The sequence below is a fragment of the Streptomyces sp. NPDC088097 genome, assembly GCF_044741845.1.
GTDB lineage: Bacteria > Actinomycetota > Actinomycetes > Streptomycetales > Streptomycetaceae > Streptomyces.
Map to the genome: position 1 here is coordinate 73838 of NZ_JBIUTJ010000002.1, position 20510 is coordinate 94347.

Genomic DNA, 20510 nt, shown 5'->3' on the forward strand with positions numbered 1-20510 from the left:
GCCCCGGGGGCGGCCGGCGCACCGCCCTCAGTCCTGGATGCGCAGCGCCAGCGCGGGGCAGCGGCGCACCGCCCGAAGGGCCTTGGTCCGCAGGGGGACGGGCACCGGCATGGAGGCCTGCGACGGGTAGCCGTCCGCGTCGAGCCGTACGACGTCGGGGAGGATGTCCACGCACAACCCGTGCCCCTTGCACAGGGTCCAGTCCACGACGAGGCGCTCCGGGAGCTCGTCCTGCGGTGCGGGCAGCGCCAGCGCCCCGCGCACGCTCCGCCCACAGCCGCTGCCGAGGGCGTGGTCGCTGAACTCCTCCGGGAAGGCGGTGAGCGCGGAGGCGACGAAGGAGGCGGTGCCGTCGGGATGGCTACAGGCACCGCGCCGCCGGACCGCTCGCATCCGCGCCTCCAACGTCTCCAGGGCCCCGCGCCCGCCGCCCCGGACGGCGTCCTCCAGTACGTCGGCCAGCGCGGGCAGGCCCCGTACGCACGGCCCGCACTGGCCGGCGGACTCCTTCGCCATCCACCGTGTCACCAGGGCCACTTCGCCCGCCGGACAGGTGTCCTCGGGCAGCGGCAGCACCGCCCCCGCGCCCAGCACCGCGCCCCACGCCGTGAGGGACTGCCGGGACACCTCCGCGCCGCGGGCCGAGTCGGCCGACAGCCAGCGGCCGTGATAGCCGCCGACGAGGACCCCCTGACCCGGCGAGGTGCCGCACAGGTCCAGCACGTAGGCCAGTGAGGTTCCGGTCGGGGTCTCGACGACGGTGGACCCGGAGACCGTCAGCAGGACGGTGCCCGGCTCGTCCGGCAGGCCCACCGAGCGGTAGCCGGGCGCGCCGAGGCGGGCGGCGACCGCGAGCTGCGCGTAGGTCTCGGTGTTCGACAGCAGGGTGGGCATCCCGCCCAGACCCCGCTCGCTGGTCCGCACCCGCCGGCCCGACGGCAGCGCCGCTCCGCCGTTCAACCCGCTGGTCAGGGCGGTTCCCTCACCCGTCACGAACCGCTCGGGCAGGCGCGTCACCCGCACCCGGCGCCCGCCCGGCCCGCGTTCCGCGACGGCGTCGCGCACCGAACGCTCCACGTCGGGCCGGGTGACGCCGACCACGACCTCCTCCGCCGACACCGCGGCGGCGGCGAGCAGCGCGCCGTCGAGCACCAGGTGCGGGGAGTGCAGCAACAGGGCGGTGTCCTTGAGACAACTGGGCTCGCCCTCGCTGCCGTTGACCACGACGGCGGTGCCCCCCTCGCGGTTGCGGGCCGAGTCGATCACGGACTTCAACTTCCGCACGAAGGGGAAGCCCGCGCCGCCGCGACCGCGCAGGTCGATGTCGGCGGCCAGCGCGAGCAGCTCGTCCGTGCCGTAGCGGGGGAGCGCACCGTGCGTGGCCAGATGGGCGTCGCGGTCGAGCCGGGAGGACCGGTCGAGCCCGGCGAGCAGACGGGGGGCGCCCACGGAGCCGAGGCCGGGGCGCGGCAGCCCGCTCATGCCGACCGCTCTCGTGCGGTGCCCAGATCCACCAGGGACAGCCCCGGAACGAACTCCGGTTCCACGCGCCGGCGTCGGGGGACCGGTTCCTCCACCAGGCTCAATTGGGCCGGCGGCCGGACGTCGGCGCCGCGCCGCCGGTTGCGCAGGCGCAGGGCGAGGACGCCGATGACGCCGAGGAGGCACAGGCCGTAGGCCGCCGTCACCCACACGTCGGCCGCGCGGCCGGCCTTCAGCCCGTGCACGAGGGAGGCCCCCCACGCCGGGTAGGCGCCGAAGTGCAGGGCCCGCCACCACAGGGAGCGGCTGCGGGTCGCGAACACACTACGCACCGCGCCCGAGACGGCGACGGACACGAAGAGATATCCGGCCAGGGTCCCGAGGCCGATGACGACGGGCCGGTCCGGATCGGCGAAGGGCACCGCGGCGCCCGCCGGAGTCGTCCTGGCCTCGGCGACCTTGACCCATATGTGCAGGGCGAGGAAGCCGAGCCCCGACACCGCCAGGCCCCGGTGCACGCCCTGGGCGAGCAGTCGGTGCCCCGAACCGAGCACCGCCCGGTCGGTGGCCGCCAGCCCCCACAGGACGGTGGCGGTCAGGGAGACGAGCGAGAGCACGCCCGCCCCGAAGTCGAGGAAGTCCCAGAGGCGGGTCAGCGCTCCCGCGCGCGCCGCCACGACGAGGGAGACCAGGGCCGCGGCGGCGGCGCTGACCACGCTGGGCCGCAGCCGTCCGGCGGCGGGGAGCAGGGAGGGCCGCCGAACGGCCCGCCGCCCGGCGGCAGGAGCGGCCGCCGCGTGACGGCTCCTGGGTCGGGCTCTGTGCGAGCGGGGCATGTGGGGCTGGGGCAAGGGCATCCGGTTCTCCTGTGCACCCGGTGTCCGAGCACCTCCACCTGGCGCTCGGCACCCGGGTGTTGTCGTCGATCGTGGCCCGGGACCGCCGTGGAGTCCCCGCGTTGGGCTGGGGCCCAGGTGAGGTTTGGGGCCGGAGTGCAGCAGCATCGTGGAGCTACGCAGCATCTCCACAGGATTTATCGAAACGTGATAATTTCTCGCACCGCGTCTCCTGCGCGTCGAACAACCCCGGAAGATTCCCCTCCAGTGGAGGCAGCGACAGGCCTCCGTGCCACCCGTCAAGTACGCGTCCCCGACGTGGAGAACGAGGAAGAGAGTCCGGGGACGGATCTGGCCGGAACCCTCCGGAACGGTGCACGGGAGCTGCAACTCTTTTGACAGGCAAGGTTGTCGGCGAGGCAGACAACCTGGGCGGGCCGGTCTCCCCTCCACTGGACAGGCCTCACCCCGGCAAGAACGAGGAAACGATGTGCGAACTTCTGAACCGCATCTGGTCCCGCCCCCGAGGCGAGTGGACCCGCGTCCTGCGGAAAGAACTCCCCGCGCTGGCCGCCGAGATAGTGGAGGAGCTCCTGCATGGAATTCCGGAATTTTCGGCACTTATCGATGACAACGATGCCATCGGTGACGAGTTGCTCCGACAGCGGGTCGAAGAAGCCCTGCTGACCTTCCTGGGCTACCGCGACGGGACCACCGCTCCCGCCCCGGAAGCCGACGCGACCCGCGGTGCGGGCGCCCGCACGGACCCCGACGCGAAGGGAGGGGAGGAAGAGGAGGAGGAAGAGTCGGACGAAGAGCCGGACGAGGCCGAGGCGGAGGCGGAGGTCGAGGAGGACTTCGGCGACCTGGTCGCCGGCGTCGGCGGCCGGCATCCCGCCGGGGCCGTCCGGGTCCTGCGCGGCGTGGTCGCCCAGCGCACCCCCGTCAACGGGCCCGTCGACCGGGCCCGTCAGGAACTCTTCAAGGCCCTCACCGACGACCGGGCCACCTGCGAGAGCTCGCTCGCCGAACTCGCCGAAGCCGCCGGTTGGCCCCTCCCCACCGCCGTGCGCGGCGTCGCGCTCGCCACCCCCGGCGAGACCCAGCAACTGGCCGCCGTGCTCGACGGCGCCCTCGCCGGCATGTTCGCCGGCCGGCCCTGCCTGCTGATCCCCAGCCCCGACCCGGACAGCCGAGCCGAACTCGAAGCCCCCCTGCGCGGCCGCCTCGCGGCCGTCGGCCACACCGTGCCCCTCCGCGACACCGCCTCCTCGCTGCGCTGGGCGATGCGCCTGCTCGCCCTGACCCCGAACCGGGGCGGCCTCGACGCCCGTACCGTCTTCGTCGACGACCACCTCTCCACCCTCCTGTTGCTCCAGGACGAACCCCTGGCCCACGCGCTCGCCGCCCGTTGGCTGCGTCCGCTGGCCGACCTCACCCCCCGCCAGAGCGAGCGCCTGGAAGTGACCCTGCTGGCCTGGCTGGAGGGGGGCGGTGCCCCCGAGGCCGCCAAGGCCCTGAGCGTGCACCCGCAGACCGTGCGCTACCGCATGCGACAGCTGGAGAAGCTCTTCGGCCCCGGTCTGCGCGATCCCCGGACCCGCTTCGAGCTGGAGATGGCCCTGCGCAGCCGGCGCCTCATGGCGCAGGTCCGCCGCCAGCACTCCCGGGCGGGCCGTCGCTCCGGGCGCGTGGTCACCGCCGACTTCACCCCCCTGGTCGTCGGCCGGATGGCCCGCGTCAACGGCCTCTGATCCCTCCCCCTCCGCACGTACACGAGCGCCCGGCCCCGGTGTCCACCGGGGCCGGGCGTCTGTCGTACCGGGGGCCCCTCATCCGGGGGCCGGAGCGTCGGTCAGCGGCAGGTGCGCCCGCCGTTGATGCAGCCCACGGCCTTGGCCATCAGGCCGTTCGACATCACGTTGATGAAGTCGCCGTGGTCGGTGACCGGCTTGTGCAACTGCTCGGGGAAGCTGTCCACGGCGATCCGCGCGCCCGGCGACACCCCGTAGACGATCCGCTGCACCAACTGCGGAACCGCCTTGAACCCCTTCGGGCAGCGCCCGTTGCCGTCCGCGAAGGCCATGTGCGTGCGGTGGTTGGCGCTGTCGGTGTTGCGCCCGTCCCAGCAGCTCTGGAAGTTGAAGGTGCGCACCACGTCGCTGCCCTTCGGGCAGATCGGGTACTTGTCCTTCAACTGCCGGTCCTCGAAGCCGGTACAGCTCCAGGACGCGTTGGCGTTCGCCGTGCCGTTGGTCAGGGACTTGGCGTCACCGGTGATGACGCGCAGGAACCGGGGCATGGCCGTGACCTGCCCGACGGCGCTCCCCTTGAAGGTCGTCGTCACCTGCTTGGGACGCAGGATCGTGCCGACGTTGGCGTCCTGGCCGCCGCCCGGCGCCTGGGCGTCGCGTTCGGCCTTCCCGTCGCGCAGGCGCAGCACCGGCCAGTAGTAGGTGGACTGGTCGCCGTTGGTGCAGGTGGTGCCGGAGGCGGCCAGGCTGTTGTTGGTGGAGAAGGCACTGGTGGTCTTGTTGCCCACGTAGTCGTGCATGTGGTGCGCGCCGTTGGAGACGCCCGGCGCGACGATCACGTTGTCCGGGTTGAAGTGCCCGTTCTCGTTGCGGCCGCACTCGGAGCTGAAGGAACCCTTCGAAGCCCCGCGCTGTGCCGCCGGTATGCGCACGTTCGGCTTGACCTTGTTGATGGCGACGAAGTCGCTCTTCGCGGGGCCGGTCTTGCGGGCCACCTCGCCGGTCGCGTCCTTCCCGGCGGCCGCCACCGCGTCGGGCGCGGGAACGTCCTCCTGCGAGGAGGCCTCCTTCATCGCGCAGGAGCTGAGGGAGTCCAGCCCCTCAGGACGGCCGGAGACCCGGCCTATCGCCTCCGACACCCGTCCGATGGTCTGCCCCCGCTGCTTCTCCAGACCGCCGAGGAGGGCGTCCTCGCGGGCCGTGCCCGAGGAGAGCTTCCGATAGGCGTCCGCCACCTGCACGTCGAGTTGGGCGAGGTTCTCGTCCACCTCCTGGCGGGCCTGGTCGGGGACGGCGGTGAGCTTGTCGCCCACGTCGGGGCAGTCGATGGTGGCCGTCACCTGTCCGGTGCGGCCGGAGTCCTGGCCGGCGGAGGCGTTGCCGGCGATGAACGCCACTCCGCCGCCGCCGAGTGCCAGAGCGGCGATCGAGGCCAGGAGTTTCTTCGACAACCGGGGGCGCCTGTGGCCCTTTTGGCTCATGTCATCACTTCACTTCGTCGATCGGACGGGAGAGGAAGGAGCGGGAGGCGCGGCGGGCGCGGACGGCCGCGAGGACGGGGGAGCGTCGGAGAGGCCGTCGAAATCGACCAGCCCGGTGTCCTCCAACACCGTGATGTGGTCCAGCACGGTGTTGTTGGCCGAGGTGGCGAGGGCGCGCACCATCGAGTTCCTGGTCTGCGCCCGGATCCCCGACAGCAGGGTGAAGACCTTGCCGTGCGCCCGGCGCAACAACTGCGCGAACAACCGCTCGTACTGGTCGTCCGGAGCCTGCGAGAGCTGGTTCAGCCAGATCTGTTGCTGCGCCGAGGGCTGGTCGGGCAGGTTCACGCCGAGGGCCTCGCCGACCTGGAGGACCTGTCGGTCCAGCGCCGCGTGGCCTTCCACCAGGTGCATCCCGGCGGTGCGTACGGAGGGGCGGGTACCGCGCAGTTGCGCCTGCCGTCCGGCGGGCAGTTCCCACAGGCCGGCGAGGCGGACCTTGCGGACGAAGTCCCGGTCCGCGGGGGTCAGTGGCCCGTAGGCCGTGCTCATGATCCCGCCGCCGTCGTCGTCGCTCGCCGGAAGGGAACCCACCGACGCCGCGGCGGCCGTCGCGGCGGGTGGCCGGTCGCCGAACTTCGCCACCGGGATCAGCATCGCGATCAGTGTCACGGCGAGCGCCGCCATGACGACACCGCTGCCGATCGTGTACCTCGTGGCCACCGACAGGCCGCCGGGTGATCGCCGCCGAAATGACAGCACAGTGCCTCCTTGCTCCGTGGACCGGCCGGCAGGGAGTGCGGGGCGCGAGGGGCCGTACACATCACCGTGCGGGTGCTGCCCGCACTGCCGGGGTGCCACGGGACGCTAGTGCCTGCCGTGGCGCCACTGAGGAAGGACCATCACCATCGGACAAACATCCCGGCAACCCCCGGAAAGGCTGCTACGTTGCCCCGTCTCCGCCCTGGCGCAGTCGGGGGAGAGGGGGCAACGAGGCTTGTCCTGGCGTCCGTTGGTCGCTCAGTACTCCGCGCGCTCGACGAACGTGCCGAGGGGGCGGCAGTCCAGGCGGGTGGCCGTCACCGGCCGCGCGCGCAGGATCTCGCGGGCCCGGGACTCGGCGAGGCTCGTGGCGTACCAGGGCGAGCCCGCGGACTCCCGCAGCTCCTCGTTGATGGTGAACAGGGCGCAGGAGCGGTGTGGTTCGGGCAGCCGGTCCAGGGCGGGCACCGCGTCGGCGGACAGGTACTGGAAGTAGGACAGGTCGATCTTGCCGTCCTGTTCGTAGCGGGTCACGAGGTTCTCGGCGACCATGCCGTCCGGGGACAGCAGCCCGAAGGCCAGTACGGTCGCGGCGGCACTGGCGGTCACGGCGCGGGCCAGCCAACGGCCCCCGGCCAGGCCGGCCACCATGAGCAGCACGAGCACCACCCCGAGCCACAGCTCCGCGGTGACCACCGACAGCCGCAGCCGGGTCAGCCCGTACGCGTCCACGTACAGGTCCATGCGGCGCACCGCCGAGGCGACCACGACCAGGGTCAACAGGCACAGGGTGCCCAGGACCAGCCGGACGAAGAGGGGGTCGCCCGGGCGGCCGCGGGGCGCCCACCGCTGGGCGAGCGCGATGACGCCGAGGACGAAGACGGTGGCCCAGAGCAGCTGCCAGAAACCCTGGCGCGCGTACTCGGCGTAGGTCAGACCGGTGCTCTCCAGGACCCTGTCGTAGCCGCCGAACAGCACGGCCAGTTGCACCGCGATGAAGCCGGCGAAGAGCAGGTTGAGCAGGATCAGCGGCAGGGCCCACTCCACCCGGGAGCGAGCCCGGCCGGGGGGCACGGTGACGCGGTCCCAACGGTGCGGGGCGGCGGCGGTGCGTGCGGCGGCGAGCGCGAGGACCGCGCCGAGCAGGAACAGCACGACCCGCAGCGGGCCGTCGCCCGGGGACACGTCGGGGGTGAGGTCGCCCAGCAGGTCGGCGAAGGCCGCGTCGGCGGACGCGAACAGCGCGCCGAACACCAGCAGCAGGCCGACGGCGACCGCGGCCGCCTTGGCGACGGGCAGCCAGCGCTCCCGGCTCAGGCCGCCCCCGCGCTCGCGCACTCCCTCCCAGGCCCAGCCCACACCCGTGACGGCGGTACGGAGGAACCCGAGCGGGCTGAGCAGCACGCCGGGCCACCTCCGGCTGCCGTGCAGGGCCAGCGCGGCCAGCAGGACGGCGCCGAGCAGGGCGAGCGTGGCGGGCCAGGCGGAGTCCCGTAGGGCGGGGACGGCGAGCAGGGCCACGACGCCGAGGATCCAGAGCAGGGTCCAGGGGCGGGGTGCGCGGCCGGCGGTGCGGGCCGCGACGTACGCGGCGACCATGGCGGGCAGCGCCGCGAGCAGCAGCCCGGGCCCCAGGCCGTCGCCGAGGAACAGCGCGGTGGCGAGACCGGCGGCGAGCACGGCCACCAGCGTGGCGGTTCCGATGGGGGCCGCCCGGGCGGGGCTGACCCGCGCGCTGATGGACCTCGCCGCCTGCGCGGCGGCTTCGGCCCGCGCCTGATCCAGGCGCAGTTGCTGTTGCCGCACCAGCCAGAGGTGCCAGGCGGCCGGGTCGTGGCCGGGCAGTCCGGGTGCGGGCGGCGGCGCCTGGGCGGGCGGCGGGCCGGGCGGCGCCTGGGCCGGTCCGGCAGCCGTGGCGGTGGCCCCTGGCCCGGTCCCGGTTCCGGGTGTGGCGAACGGGTTCGTCGTGGACGCCGGTCCGGCGGTGGCCGCGTGGGCGGCCTCTTCGTTCTGCGCCTTGTCGGCGTGGTCGGACATGCGGATCCCTCCCCTGTCGGCCGCCCCCGGACGTACGGGAGAAGTGAGGGCGGCGAGGCGGACAGAGTAGGCCCGGGTCCCACGGTTTTGAACAGATTCAACAACCGCTTGTGTCAGGACCGTGACAAACGGATCCACCGTGCGGACCTGCGGTTCGGGTGGTCGGAGCCCTGCGGCGGCGTGGCGATGAGTTTCGCCGCCGGGCGGGGTCCAAGGGTGTGACGGGTCCGCCGCACGCCGACGGACACAGGCACGGACACGGGCACGGGCACGGATACGGCCACGTCCACGGATCCACCGCACACGAGGAGAACGCCATGACCGCCACCTACACCTTCGACGTCTTCTCCAGCCTCGACGGTTACGGCGCCGCCGGCGCCGACTGGACCGGCTACTGGGGCAAGCAGGGCCCCGAGTTGCTCGACCACCGGCTCGCCTCCTACGAGGAGGAGCAGCGGATGGTCTTCGGCGCCCACACCTACCGGGCCTTCGCCCGGATGTTGGCGTCGAGCACCGAGGACTCCGACGTGCGCGACCCGTGGGTCACGCGGATGAGGAGCATGCCGGCGACGGTGGTGTCCTCGACGCTGGAGGGCCCGCTCGACTGGCCGGATGCGACCGTCGTGAGCGGGGACGCCGTGGACGTCGTCGCCCGGCTCAAGGAGGAGTCCGAGGTGCCGTTGCGTTCGCACGGCAGCCTGTCCATGAACCGGGCGCTGATGGCCGCCGGCCTGGTCGACCGCTTGCAGGTGACGCTCTTCCCCGTCATCACCGGTCGGAGCGGGCTGGAACCGATCTTCCGGGGCGCGGCCGACTTCGACCTGGAGCTGATCGAGAGCCGGACGCTCGACGGGCGCGTCCACGAGCTGGTCTACCGACCGACCCTCCACTGACCCGTGCGCGGGCGGGGACCCGCGGGGCCGCGGGCGCGTGCCACCACGTGCGACGGCCGGGGTCCGGGCGGCGGTGGATGCCGCCCGGACCCCGGCCGCCGGTCCGGGATCAGCCGGTGAACCCGGCGGTGATGGAGGTGAACTGCCAGTCGCTCTGGGCTATCCCCGAGCAGGTCTCCTGGAGGCCGCCACCCGCGCAGCCCCGGTCGCGGTTGACGGACCAGAAGGCGAGCCGGGCGATGTGGTGGGTGTTGGCCCAGTCGCGGATGCCGGTCCAGTTCTGGACGGTCGTGACCTCCTGGTTGTCGCTGACGCCGTTCATGCCGGAGATGCCGAGGTGCGCGTAGGCGGTGGCGTCGTCCCAGCCGAAGGTCGACTTCAGCTTGGTCTTGAGGCCCTCGGCGGCGCTGATGGTGCTCGCGTACATGTCGGTGGAGGCGTTGCCGAAGTCGAACGGCATGATCGTGAAGACGTCGATGTCGGCGCCCAGCGCCTTCGACTGCTCGATCAGGCGGTTGCCCCACGAGGTCGGCCCGGTGGTGCTCGTGCCGAAGGTGAGGATGGTCTTCAGGCCGGGGTTGTTCTGCTTGACGATCTTCAGGGCGCCCAGCACGCGGTCCTGGACCACCGCGTTCTCGAACTCGTCGGTGTTCTCGATGTCCACGTCGATGGCCTTGAGGCCGTAGGCGTCGATCACCTGCTGGTACGCCCCGGCGAGCGCCTGCGGGGTGGAACAGTTCGGGCCGAGCTTGTTGCCCTGCCAGCCGCCGATGGAGGGGACGATGTCCCCGCCGGCCGCCCGGATGGCGGCGATGGTGCTCTGGTCGACGCCGCCCGTCAGGGGGCGCTCTCCGTCCCAGGCCGCGTTGCAGCCGCCGGAGGAGAGGATGAACGCCATGGTGAACCACTTCGCGCCGGTCGCGTTCATCACCGTGGTCGCGCTCGGGGGGTTGCCCCAGCCCATGTAGAGGTAGGGGGCGGCCTGCTTGAAGCCGGTCGGGACCGTGCCGTTGTCGGTGGTGACGGAGACCGTGTTCGAGGCCGCGGAGGTGTTGCCCGCCGCGTCCCGGGCGCGGACGGAGAAGCCGTACGCCGTGTTGGGGTTGAGGCCCGTCACGGTGGCGCCGGTGCCGGTGGCCGTCGCGACCTTGGTCGCGCCCTGGTAGACGTCGTAGCCGGTGACGCCGACGTTGTCGGTGGAGGCCGACCAGGTCAGCGTGGCGGTGGTGGCGGTCTTGCCGGTGGAGGTGAGGTTCCCGGGCACGGTGGGGGCGACGGTGTCGGCGCTGCCGCCCGGCCCGTCCAGGGCGATGTCGTCGGCGTAGTAGGTGCCCTGCCCGTACCAGCCGTTGAGGTAGACCTCGGCGCTGGTCTGGGAGGCGCCGGTGGTGAAGGAGACGGTGAGCTTGGAGTAGGCGCCGGCGGAGTTGGTCCAGGTGGAGGCGCCGCCCGTGACCCCGAGGTAGACGTAGGATCCGCGCACCCAGGCCGAGAGGGCGTAGGTGGTGTTCGGCCGGACGGCGACGGTCTGGGTGCACTTGGCCACGTCGGAGGCGGTCGTCGCGCCGGCCAGGGCCTTGGACCCGCCGTGCACGGGGGAGCCGGTCACCGAACCCAGTCCGCCGGGGCAGGACCAGCCCGCCGTGGAGCCGGTCTCGAAGTCGCCGTTCGACAGCAGGTTGGCGCCGAAGGCCGAGCCGGGTGCGGTGAGCACCGCCGCGGCGCCGAGCAGGGTGGCGCCGAGGCCGCAGGCCAGCCGGGTGCCGGTGCGGGTTCTGGTACGAGTACGCGTGCGCAAGGGAAGTACCTCCCGAGGAGTCGGACGGGCGGCCGTGTGGGGGACGTACGAGGGCGCGCGGGCATGGGGGGACGGGGGGGAATCCCGCCTCGGCCGGGGGCCGGGCGGGGGTGCGCGGGATGACGTCGGGGGCCGCCTCGTGGCCGGGAACCTATTGCTCCCGGAGGGCCCCCGTCAACTGGTCTGGACCAGACTCGCGAAATTTGTTGGGTTTCTTAACTGTGCTGTTGACAGGCGGTGGTTGGGGCCGTCACCCTTCGCGCGGGTCGTGTTCCGGCAGGCGGCGGGAGCCCGCCGGCGGACCGGTCCGGCAGGTGTGCCCCCTTACCCGGGGATACCGGCGGAAAGATCAAAAGAAGGGCGGGTTAGCATATGAGCGCCGCCTAGCTCGAAAGATAAATCTGTGACTGTCAACGAGGACTCGTTCACCAACTGGATAAACCGCGAGGAGATCGCGGAGTCGATGATCCCGATCATCGGGAAGCTGCAGCGGGAGCGGGACGTCACCGTCCTCCTCCACAGCCGCTCCCTGGTGAACAAGTCGGTGATCAGCCTCCTCAAGACCCACCGGTTCGCTCGGCAGATCGACGGTGAGGAGCTCTCGGTCACCGAGACGCTGCCGTTCCTGCAGGCGCTCACCACCCTCGATCTCGGCCCGTCCCAGATCGACATCGGCATGCTCGCCGCGACGTACAAAACCGACGACCGCGGTCTGTCGGTCGCCGAGTACACCGCCGAGGCCGTCGTGGGCGCCACCGGCGCCAACAAGATCGAGCGCCGCGAGTCCCGCGACGTCGTCCTCTACGGCTTCGGGCGCATCGGCCGCCTCGTCGCCCGCCTGCTCATCGAGAAGGCCGGCTCCGGCAACGGGCTGCGCCTGCGCGCCATCGTCGTGCGCGGCGGCGGCGACCAGGACATCGTCAAGCGCGCCTCCCTGCTGCGCCGCGACTCGATCCACGGCCAGTTCCAGGGCACGATCACCGTCGACGAGGCGAGCAGCACGATCATCGCCAACGGCAACTCGATCAAGGTGATCTACGCCAACGACCCGACCGAGGTCGACTACACGGCGTACGGCATCAAGAACGCCATCCTCATCGACAACACCGGCAAGTGGCGCGACCGCGAGGGCCTCTCGAAGCACCTGCGCCCCGGCGTCGACAAGGTCGTCCTGACGGCCCCGGGCAAGGGCGACGTCCCCAACATCGTCCACGGCGTCAACCACGACATGATCAAGCCGGACGAGCAGATCATCTCCTGCGCCTCCTGCACGACCAACGCGATCGTCCCGCCGCTGAAGGCGATGGACGACGAGTACGGCGTGCTGCGCGGCCACGTGGAGACCGTCCACTCGTTCACCAACGACCAGAACCTGCTGGACAATTACCACAGCGCCGACCGCCGCGGTCGCTCCGCGCCGCTGAACATGGTCATGACCGAGACCGGGGCCGCCTCCGCCGTGGCCAAGGCCCTCCCGGACCTCAAGGCGCCGATCAGCGGCAGCTCCATCCGCGTGCCGGTCCCGGACGTCTCGATCGCGATCCTCAGCCTGCGGCTCGGCCGCGAGACCACCCGCGAAGAGGTCCTCGACTACCTCCGCGACGTCTCGCTGCACTCGCCGCTCAAGCGGCAGATCGACTTCACCACCGCCCCCGACGCCGTGTCGAGCGACTTCATCGGCTCGCGCCACGCCTCGATCGTCGACGCGGGCGCCACCAAGGTCGACGGCGACAACGCCATCCTCTACCTCTGGTACGACAACGAGTTCGGCTACTCCTGCCAGGTCATCCGGGTCGTCCAGCACGTCTCCGGGGTCGAGTACCCGACCTTCCCGGTCCCGGCGGCCTGACCCCGCCCGACCCCCGCACCACACGACGAGGCCCCGCGGTCACCAGGTGACCGCGGGGCCTCGTCGTGTTCTCGGTCCCCCCGGCCCCCCTGTGGCCGGGGGGACCGGGGAACCGGTCGGGGGCGACTACCAGAGGACGGGCATGCGCTCCGGGAGGCGCTTCATGAAGCGGGTGCGCCAGACGAGCTGGTCGACCGGCACCGCGAGCTGGAGGTTGGGCATCTTCTCCAGGAGCACCTCGATGGCCAGCTCCGTGTGCCGCTTGCCGAGGGCGGTGGCGGGGCAGTAGTGCGAACCGCCGCCGAAGGAGAGGTGCTGCGCGGCGTTCTCCCGGTCGATGTCGACCACCTCGGGGTCCGGGAACACCGACGGGTCGGTGTTGGCGGCCTCGACCAGGACGAGCATCAGCTCGCCCTTCTTCACCTCGACGTCGCCGAAGGTCACGTCCTCCAGAGCCAGCCGGGGCAGACCGTCGGCGATGGAGAGGTTGACGCGAAGCAACTCGTCCACCGCGCCGGGGATCTTCTCCGGAGCCTTGCGCAACTGCTCCCACACGTCGGGGTTCTGGAGCAGCGAGAAGATCGCCATGGTGAGGAACCCCATGGTCGAGATGACCCCGGCCCCGAAGAACGTCACGCCGACCGTGGCCAGCATCTCGTCCGTCAGGTGCGCGTAGTCCGGGTCCTCGCGCAGCGCGGCCAGCTCGGCGATCAGGCCGGTCGTGGCCGGGTCGTCGAGCCGCTCGATCATGTACGCGATGTCACGGTCCCAGTTGAGCTTGGCGCCGGTGACGGGGCAGGCCGAGTTCATGAACGCGATGTCGAGGCTGGCGGCCAGCCGCGGGGCGTCGGCCTGCGGGATGCCCAGGATGCGGCAGTGCAGGTTCTCGGCGTAGGGGTTGGTGAACTGGCTGCGCAGGTCCACGGGCGCCCCGTAGGCCAGGATGTCGTCGACCAGCGCCGAGGCGTGGGCGCGCATCCAGTCGGTGAGCCCGCCCGACTTGGGGTTGATCGCCTTCAGCACCGCCTTGCGGAGCCCCGCACCGGTGATGTTCCCCATGTTGTTGACGACCTCGGGCGGGATCGTCAGCGCGTACTGGCGCGGCGCACCGGGGGCCGAGGTGTCCTTGAGACTGAACCTGGGGTCCTCCAGGACCAACTTGCAGTACTCATAGGACGATACGAGCCAGGCTTCGTCGCCGGCTATCGTGCGGACCTTCTTGATCGGCTCGGAGCGGAGTGCCTCGACCTCGGCGGGGATGCGGTCGCCGCGCGCGGAGAAGGGGAAGTCGAGGATGGTGTCAGTGGTCATCGGGTTCGCCTCCGGCGGGGGTGATGATGGCGTGGCCCTGGTTGCGCGAGGCGCGCAGACCGGAACCGCGCGAGTAGAGCAGTTCCGCCATCGGCAGTAGCTGGTGGTAGCAGTTCAGGGAGGACGGCACGCCCAGGATGGCGGGCGTGTCGAGGAAGAGCGGCGCCTCCGCGCAGACGTACTGGAGGCAGACCTCGCGCTGACGGCTGGTGGCCGTCTGACCGTTCAACACCTTGGAGGAGAGGAACGAGTCGATCAGGGAGTTGCAGATGGTGCGGAACTCGGGGTCGGTCTCCAGCAGCGTGTTCAGGCCGCTGCGGATCGTCCGGTACGCCGGGATGTCGGTGAGGGACGACATCGGGCGGGCGCGCAGACGGGTGCCGTCGGGGTCGACCTCGGCGGCGGCGTTGTTCACCTTGGCGCGGACTCCGCGCAGGTTCTTGACCGCCTTGCGTCGTGCTTCGTCCTCGTCGTATCCGAGGGCCTCGTACATGTCCGCGACGTGCAGGTCGGTGTAAATGATGTCGACCTGACGGAAGTTGTGCATGCCCCACTGGGCCAGATCGATCACACGTTGGGCGGAGAAGTAGCTGTTACCGGGCGAGATGCCGATGACCGCGTGGTCGCCCTCGGTGTGGATCACCTGGCAGTGAGAGGTGTACGGCCGGACTGTGAAGACTTCGGTCGCTGTCGTCAACAGGTGTCGGGTCCTTTGCGCCGCGAGTCCCTAGGGGCCCTGTGCCCAAGGTGTGGCGGCGACGTGATGGAACGTACCCGAAGAGTGACCGTCGTTCCACGAAGTCTGGTGAGTAACTCACCTGATGGACACCGTAGTTGCCTGGGGCATCGGAAGCGGGGCCTCCTTTTATGCGGGGGTAGATGCCCAGGTGGGCGGCTATGTGACCGTCTTGTGAACAACGGACGACAAGCGGCGGAGCGCCGGGTGGGAGGCCCCCGGCCGGCCCTGTCGCCCCCGGGCGGGGGCCGGACGATAATGAAGGCTGCCGGCAATGACGAGCGAGGCGACATGCGCGAATCGGACAGCGGCGGTCAGAGTTCGGACTCCGCCCCCGTCGGCGACACTGCGGCGGTCATCCTCGATCACCGCGGTGTGGTCCTGTCCTGCACGACGACGGGCTCGTCCCTCATGGCGTGTGAGCCGGGCGAGGTCTACGCACCGCTGGCGGACGCGCTCCCGCGCCTGGGGACCGGCGGCCGACGCCACGTCGTGATCCCCGCCGGGGCCGGGCCGGCCGTCACCCTGGACTGCGTCCTGACACCCATCGCCTCGGACCTCATGGAGGACGCGGCGTCGGAGTGCGGCCCGGGCCCCCTCCCGGGGAGCCCCGTCGGTGCCCCCGTGCCGGACAGCGCCCCCGGTCACGATCATGCCGCCGGCCGGTGGCTCGTCCTCGTGACCCCCACCGAGGACGGCTCCTCGGCGGCCCGCCGCGAGGGGGAGCGGCGCCGCCGGGAGCTCTCCCACGCGGCCGCGGCGACCATCGGAGCGTCCCTGGACGTCGAGGACACGGCGCGCTCGCTCGCGAACCTCCTCGTGCCCGTCTTCGCCGACCTCGCGACGGTGGACCTCGCCGAGCCGGTGCTCGCGGGCGACGAACCCCCGGAACTCGCCGCCGGCGGGGACGTCCGCCTGCGCCGGATCGCCATCGCGCGGAGCCCCGGGGTCACCGTCGAGGGCCTCCTGGCCGAGGGCGAGGCCCTGCCGCCCGTACCGGACAACGTGCTGATGAGACCGCTGATGGCGGGCAGCCCGGTGCTGGTGACCGACATCGGGGCGCTCCGTACGGCCCTGGGCGCCGACCCCGCGGCCCTGCGGTCCTTCGTCCCGCGCGACGCCCGGTCCTCGATCGCCGTCCCGCTCTACGCCCGGGGCCTGATCCTCGGCTGCGTCACCGTCTGGCGCTCCGACCCGCTCGCCGCCTTCGAGGACAGCGACGCCGCCCTCCTCCAGGACGTCGTCTCCCGTACCGCCCTCGGCGTGGACAACGCCCGCCGCTTCACCCGGGAGCACCGCTCGGTCCTCGCCCTGCAACGGAGCCTGCTGCCGCGCTCGGCCCTGGACCTGACGGGCGCCCGGACGGCCGGGGTCTACCAGCCGGCGGGCGGCGGCGTCGGAGTGGGCGGGGACTGGTACGACGTGATCCCCCTGCCCTCCCTGCGCGTGGCCTTCGTGGTCGGGGATGTCGTCGGCCACGGCCTCGACGCCACCGCGGCCATGGCGCGGCTGCGCACGGCGGTCCAGACCCTGGCCGACCTGGACCTGGACCCGGGCGAGATCCTCACCCACCTCGACGACCTGGTCCTCGGCTTCGCGATGGAGCGCGCGAGCGGCGCCTCCCGTTCGGAGCTCGCCGTCATCGGCGCGACCTGCCTCTACGCCGTCTACGACCCGGTGACCGGAAGGCTCACGGCCGCAGGCGCCGGCCATCCGCCACCCGTGGTCCTCTCCGCGCGGGGCCGGGCGCACTACCTGGAGATGGCGCCCGGGCCGCCGCTCGGCGTCGGCGGCATGCCGTTCGAGGTGGCGGAACTCGACGTACCCGCCGGCAGCACGCTCGCCTTCTTCACCGACGGCCTCGTCGAGAACCGGGGCCGCGACATCGAGGACGGCATGACCGCACTGCGCGAGCGCCTCGCCGCCACCACCCCCGACCTCCCCCTGGAGGAGGTCTGCCACCAGGTCCTCGGCTCCCTGGTCTCCGAGGTCCCCGACGACGACGTCGCCCTGCTGCTGGCCCGGGTCCGCCGCGTTCCGCCCGACCGCATCGCCACCTGGGAGTTCGACGCCGACCTGGCCGAGGTGGCGCACGCCCGCGAGGCCGTCGTCGACCGGCTCGCCGCGTGGGGGCTCGACGACCTCGCCTTCGTCACGGAACTCGTCGTCAGCGAACTGGTCACCAACGCCATCCGCTACGCGGGCGGCCCAGTGGGCCTCAGACTGCTCCTCGACGAGGTGCTCGTCTGCGAGGTGTCCGACCCGAGCAGCACCCAGCCGCGCCTGCGCCGCGCGCGGGACACGGACGAGGGCGGGCGCGGGCTCTTCCTCGTCGCCCAACTCGCCGACCGGTGGGGGAGCCGCTTCACCGGCGACGGGAAGACCATCTGGACGGAGCAGGCCATCGACCCCGCGCACCACGAGGCCGACCCCGGCCCCGCGCACCCCGACCCCTGATCCCGGGCCCGCTGCCGAGGACGCACGCCTGCGCGGGGCCTCGCCGCGCGGCCCGTGTGCCGGGGACCTACGGTGGTGTGGGGACCGTCACCGGAGCACGACGGTGACCCCACCCCGTTCGAGGAGGCGCACGACCTCCTCGAAGAGGGGGAGGACGCCGTCCGGGCCCGCTGTGACACCCGCCGTGACGCCTGCGGGCGCGCGGCGTACGACATCGGAGTCGTGCCAGATCAGGGTGAAGGGCGGGGCGACACCGAAACCGCCGCCCAGACAGTCCCTGAAGGCGTTCCACTCCCGGCCGAAGTAGCGGCCGGGCCCCACGAGGGCCTCGGCGACCGCGCAGTACAGACCGGGGACGTCCGTGACGAACCGCCCGTCGAGGTGGTGCTCACCACCGGTCCGGTCCGGGGCGTCCGAGCGCGCCCGCCAGGCGCGGGTGGTGAGTTCCAGCCACTCGGTCCGGCCCCGAGCGTCGTACGGCGCCCACTGGTTGGGCTCCGTCGGAGCGCCCCGGTACCAGTGCTCCCATACTGGGCGGACCGCCGGCGGAGGCCGGTCCCCGCCGCCGTCGGCGAGGGTGATGTCCTCCAACCCGGCGCCGAGCACGGACGGTCGCGCGCCGCTGACGGCCAGGTCCACGCCGCGGGAGGCCATCACCGCACTGTGCCGGTCCAGGACCAGGAGACGGGCCGCCCCGCCGCTCCACCGGCGTGGCCGTTGCGTCCCCACGAGCAGCGGCTCCACGGCCTCGCAGCCGATCAACTCCAAGGGGACGGGGGCCGGTTCGGCTCGCGGCGCGAACAGGCCGTCCACGGCGGCGCACCGGCCCGCGCCCGCCCCGGGCGCGAACAGCTCGAAGCGCGGCGCGACGGGAGGCCCGGCGAACCGCTCCTCGACGATGACGCCGGCGCCGAGGACGACGTCGTACAGCGCGGGGTCGCCCGGGTGTGGCAACCCGGCCACCACGACCGCGTCCACCAGGGTCCACCACTGCACGGGCCGCTCCCCGTCCCCGACCTCGACGCACAGGTCGCCCAGACCCCGGCCCGACACGTCGGGCCCGGCGAGGGCGTCGGCCAGGGGGCCGGTCGGGTCGCAACCACGGAGCGTGAGGACCTCCCGGGGCAGCGGGACCGGGTCGACGAACAACCCCTCGACTCCCGCGCACCGCCCCCAGAGCCGTTCGACGCCGTCCTCGTCCTCCTGCACCAGGAGGTACCGCACCGGGAACCCCCGGTCCCACTGCGCGTGATCCGCGATGCCCACCCGTCCCCCGAACCTCACCCTGCCTCCGGCCCCACGGTACTGCGCGGACCGGACACGACGGAGTGTCACGTCCGGGTCCGGGTCCGGTTCCAGGTCGGGCTTTCCGCGAAGTAGGTGTCGTAGAGCTCCTGGACCTCCAGGAGGGACTCCGGGGGGACCTTGCCGTAGGCGATCCGCGCCAGGTGGCGGAAGTACTCGAAGCGTTCCACGCCCGGGGTGATGACGATCAGGATCTCGGCGTCCTCGCCCGGGGCCGCCGCGAAGGCGTGCGGCAGGCCGGGCGGGACGATGACCAGGTCGCCGCGTTCCGCCGTCACGACCTGCTCCCCGGACAGGAGCTGAGCGGTGCCGTCCAGCAGGTAGAACAGCTCGGCGGAGCGGGTGTGGTGGTGGGGTGCGGCGCCGTTGGCCCCGTCGAGCAGGCTCACCCGCTGGGCGGACAGGGCGCCGCCGGTGGAGCCGCTGTCGGCGAGCAGGCGCAGGGTGGTGGGGGCGGCGCCGACGGTCTCGGCGTCGGCGGCCCGGACGACCACGGAGTCGTCGAAGGTGGGCACGATCAAGGACATGGCGTCGTCTCCTCGGCAGGGGCGTGCGGGGCGGCGGTGCGGGAGGTCAGGGGGCGGGGGTCCCGGCCGAGGCGCGGGAACCCGTCGGCGCCTCGGCGGTGGGCGGCTCGCGCAGCAGCAGGGCCGCGGTCAGCGCCACGGCCGCCGCGGTGGCTCCGTGGATCCCGTACGCCGTCGAGGCCGGTCCGCCGCTGCCGAGCACGATCGTCATGTCCCCGAGCGGTACGAAGGCGATCGCCGCCATCGCCCAGCCGAGGGCACGGCGCTGCCCGGTGAACAGGAGGGCCACGATGACGAGCCCGGTCGCGATGTCCCGTACGCCCTTGGCGGCCAGGAAGGCGGTGCCCTCGTGCCGGGGCCACGTGGGCGCGCCGAAGTCGGAGGCCATGGACTGCGGCGCGATCAGGTATGAGACGCCGACGTAGAGGATGAACGCGGCCCCGAGGCCGGCGAGGACGGTGGCGAGCTTCTTGACGGTCATGACGACTCTCCTGGAGTTTGATGGGGGAGGGGGCGGGCGAGTAGGGGTCAGCGGTGGCCCCGGCGCAGGGAACGGACCTTCCGGGCGTACGCCGGCCGGCCGACGAGGTGCCAGATCAGCCGGCCCGGCAGGGGCAGCCCGCGGAGCATCGCCGCACGCTCCTGCGCGTCGGCCTCCTCCAGGGCCACACCGAGGAGGAACAGCAGCTCGGGCTTGGGCGTGGTCGCCACGAGGTGCTCGCCCATCGCCTTCCACTCGGACACCGACAGGTGCTCCGCGGCGAGCGGCAGCAGCGACTTCTCCTCCTCGTCCAAGTGCTCCACCAGGACGGCCCGGTGTTCGGCGAGCAGCGCCGTCAGCGTGTCCCGTTCGGTCTCGCCGGCGCCGGCCTCCCAGGCGGTCACGGCGGCCTCGACGGCCACCAGGGTCGCGGCCACCCGCTCGTGCTGGGCCTCCATGCGCAGGACCACGTCGGCCTTCAGGTCCACGCGGGCCAGGAGGGGCGGCCACAGGTACGCGTCCTCGCCGGTGTGGTGCTGGTGCAGCCCGAGCCGGTAGATGCGGAAGTGGTCGGCCAGGACCCGGGCACGTGCGGTGTCCCCCGGGGCCACCTCGGCGATCATCCGCACCAGCAGGCGGGCTTCCCGGCGCAGACCGCGGTGGATGACCACCATCTCGTGGGTGTCGGGGCGGGGGGCCGGAGTCGGGGCCGTGGTGGGCGCCGGCTGCCTCGGGGTCGTCCTCGTCGTCTTCATGGGAAGAGACTGGCGGCCGGCTCATGGAACGCTCTTGGAAGGGACT

The 20510-nt window shown here is 72.4% G+C and carries 16 protein-coding genes; 4 read left to right on the top strand and 12 right to left on the bottom strand.

The window, feature by feature from the left end:
• Nucleotides 1-27 precede the first annotated feature (27 nt).
• Nucleotides 28-1482: an NADH-ubiquinone oxidoreductase-F iron-sulfur binding region domain-containing protein gene (locus ACIOD1_RS06440; protein WP_365619755.1), complete on the bottom strand. Its 1455-nt coding sequence runs from the start codon at nt 1480-1482 to the stop codon at nt 28-30.
• A complete protein-coding gene (locus tag ACIOD1_RS06445) occupies nt 1479-2339 on the bottom strand; it encodes a hypothetical protein (protein WP_365619752.1) in 861 nt (286 codons plus the stop codon). Before ACIOD1_RS06445 ends, ACIOD1_RS06440 begins: the two co-directional genes overlap by 4 nt.
• 467 nt (nt 2340-2806) lie before the next feature.
• Between ACIOD1_RS06445 and ACIOD1_RS06450 the strand changes: the two genes are divergently transcribed.
• Nucleotides 2807-4072 (top strand): PucR family transcriptional regulator, encoded by a 1266-nt coding sequence (locus ACIOD1_RS06450; RefSeq protein ID WP_401900599.1) that lies wholly within the window; start codon nt 2807-2809, stop codon nt 4070-4072.
• Nucleotides 4073-4173: 101 nt separating this feature from the next.
• Here the strand turns inward: ACIOD1_RS06450 and ACIOD1_RS06455 are convergent, their stop codons facing one another.
• From ACIOD1_RS06455 to ACIOD1_RS06465, 3 genes are all read right to left on the bottom strand, one after another.
• Nucleotides 4174-5553, bottom strand: a complete 1380-nt coding sequence (locus ACIOD1_RS06455; protein ID WP_401900602.1) for a DUF1996 domain-containing protein — start codon at nt 5551-5553, stop codon at nt 4174-4176.
• 9 nt (nt 5554-5562) lie between these two features.
• The gene (locus ACIOD1_RS06460) at nt 5563-6315 is read right to left on the bottom strand and encodes a DUF4142 domain-containing protein (RefSeq protein WP_365619743.1); all 753 of its coding nucleotides are present in this window, start codon (nt 6313-6315) and stop codon (nt 5563-5565) included.
• Nucleotides 6316-6573: 258 nt separating this feature from the next.
• Entirely contained in the window at nt 6574-8352 is a 1779-nt protein-coding gene (locus tag ACIOD1_RS06465) for a DUF4173 domain-containing protein (RefSeq protein WP_401900604.1), read from the bottom strand.
• 317 nt (nt 8353-8669) lie between these two features.
• On the opposite strand from ACIOD1_RS06465, the gene ACIOD1_RS06470 reads away from it, so the two are divergent.
• Nucleotides 8670-9245, top strand: coding sequence for a dihydrofolate reductase family protein (locus tag ACIOD1_RS06470; protein ID WP_365619737.1), 576 nt, complete (start codon nt 8670-8672; stop codon nt 9243-9245).
• Between the two features lie 109 nt (nt 9246-9354).
• On the opposite strand, the gene ACIOD1_RS06475 is transcribed toward ACIOD1_RS06470, so the two are convergent.
• Nucleotides 9355-11043, bottom strand: coding sequence for a carbohydrate binding domain-containing protein (locus ACIOD1_RS06475; RefSeq protein ID WP_401900607.1), 1689 nt, complete (start codon nt 11041-11043; stop codon nt 9355-9357).
• A 403-nt stretch (nt 11044-11446) separates the two neighbouring features.
• On the opposite strand from ACIOD1_RS06475, the gene ACIOD1_RS06480 reads away from it, so the two are divergent.
• On the top strand, nt 11447-12892 hold the full coding sequence (locus ACIOD1_RS06480) for a glyceraldehyde-3-phosphate dehydrogenase (RefSeq protein ID WP_365619734.1): 1446 nt from the start codon (nt 11447-11449) through the stop codon (nt 12890-12892).
• 126 nt (nt 12893-13018) lie between these two features.
• Here ACIOD1_RS06480 and ACIOD1_RS06485 read toward each other — a convergent pair whose 3' ends face one another.
• Both ACIOD1_RS06485 and ACIOD1_RS06490 read right to left on the bottom strand, forming a co-directional pair.
• Nucleotides 13019-14203 (bottom strand): cytochrome P450, encoded by a 1185-nt coding sequence (locus ACIOD1_RS06485; protein WP_365619732.1) that lies wholly within the window; start codon nt 14201-14203, stop codon nt 13019-13021.
• Nucleotides 14193-14900: a tRNA-dependent cyclodipeptide synthase gene (locus tag ACIOD1_RS06490; RefSeq protein ID WP_365619729.1), complete on the bottom strand. Its 708-nt coding sequence runs from the start codon at nt 14898-14900 to the stop codon at nt 14193-14195. The genes ACIOD1_RS06485 and ACIOD1_RS06490 overlap by 11 nt, the downstream gene beginning before the upstream one ends.
• 330 nt (nt 14901-15230) lie before the next feature.
• On the opposite strand from ACIOD1_RS06490, the gene ACIOD1_RS06495 reads away from it, so the two are divergent.
• Nucleotides 15231-17396, top strand: a complete 2166-nt coding sequence (locus ACIOD1_RS06495; RefSeq protein WP_401900611.1) for a SpoIIE family protein phosphatase — start codon at nt 15231-15233, stop codon at nt 17394-17396.
• An 87-nt stretch (nt 17397-17483) separates the two neighbouring features.
• Here ACIOD1_RS06495 and ACIOD1_RS06500 read toward each other — a convergent pair whose 3' ends face one another.
• From ACIOD1_RS06500 to ACIOD1_RS06515, 4 genes are all read right to left on the bottom strand, one after another.
• The gene (locus tag ACIOD1_RS06500; protein ID WP_401900613.1) at nt 17484-18662 is read right to left on the bottom strand and encodes a barstar family protein; all 1179 of its coding nucleotides are present in this window, start codon (nt 18660-18662) and stop codon (nt 17484-17486) included.
• A gap of 65 nt (nt 18663-18727) precedes the next feature.
• On the bottom strand, nt 18728-19228 hold the full coding sequence (locus ACIOD1_RS06505) for a cupin domain-containing protein (protein WP_401900615.1): 501 nt from the start codon (nt 19226-19228) through the stop codon (nt 18728-18730).
• A 46-nt stretch (nt 19229-19274) separates the two neighbouring features.
• Complete coding sequence (locus ACIOD1_RS06510) at nt 19275-19709, bottom strand: DUF4267 domain-containing protein (RefSeq protein WP_401900617.1); 435 nt, start codon at nt 19707-19709, stop codon at nt 19275-19277.
• Nucleotides 19710-19756: 47 nt separating this feature from the next.
• Nucleotides 19757-20464, bottom strand: a complete 708-nt coding sequence (locus tag ACIOD1_RS06515) for a hemerythrin domain-containing protein (protein ID WP_401900619.1) — start codon at nt 20462-20464, stop codon at nt 19757-19759.
• Nucleotides 20465-20510: the final 46 nt, after the last annotated feature.

Bases quoted from the DNA above. Each gene is read 5' to 3' on its own strand.
- ACIOD1_RS06440 (WP_365619755.1), bottom strand. From the start codon at position 1,482: ATGAGCGGGCTGCCGCGCCCCGGCCTCGGCTCCGTGGGCGCCCCCCGT.
- ACIOD1_RS06445 (WP_365619752.1), bottom strand. From the start codon at position 2,339: ATGCCCTTGCCCCAGCCCCACATGCCCCGCTCGCACAGAGCCCGACCC.
- ACIOD1_RS06450 (WP_401900599.1), top strand. From the start codon at position 2,807: ATGTGCGAACTTCTGAACCGCATCTGGTCCCGCCCCCGAGGCGAGTGG.
- ACIOD1_RS06455 (WP_401900602.1), bottom strand. From the start codon at position 5,553: ATGAGCCAAAAGGGCCACAGGCGCCCCCGGTTGTCGAAGAAACTCCTG.
- ACIOD1_RS06465 (WP_401900604.1), bottom strand. From the start codon at position 8,352: ATGTCCGACCACGCCGACAAGGCGCAGAACGAAGAGGCCGCCCACGCG.
- ACIOD1_RS06470 (WP_365619737.1), top strand. From the start codon at position 8,670: ATGACCGCCACCTACACCTTCGACGTCTTCTCCAGCCTCGACGGTTAC.
- ACIOD1_RS06485 (WP_365619732.1), bottom strand. From the start codon at position 14,203: ATGACCACTGACACCATCCTCGACTTCCCCTTCTCCGCGCGCGGCGAC.
- ACIOD1_RS06495 (WP_401900611.1), top strand. From the start codon at position 15,231: ATGCGCGAATCGGACAGCGGCGGTCAGAGTTCGGACTCCGCCCCCGTC.
- ACIOD1_RS06505 (WP_401900615.1), bottom strand. From the start codon at position 19,228: ATGTCCTTGATCGTGCCCACCTTCGACGACTCCGTGGTCGTCCGGGCC.
- ACIOD1_RS06510 (WP_401900617.1), bottom strand. From the start codon at position 19,709: ATGACCGTCAAGAAGCTCGCCACCGTCCTCGCCGGCCTCGGGGCCGCG.
- ACIOD1_RS06515 (WP_401900619.1), bottom strand. From the start codon at position 20,464: ATGAAGACGACGAGGACGACCCCGAGGCAGCCGGCGCCCACCACGGCC.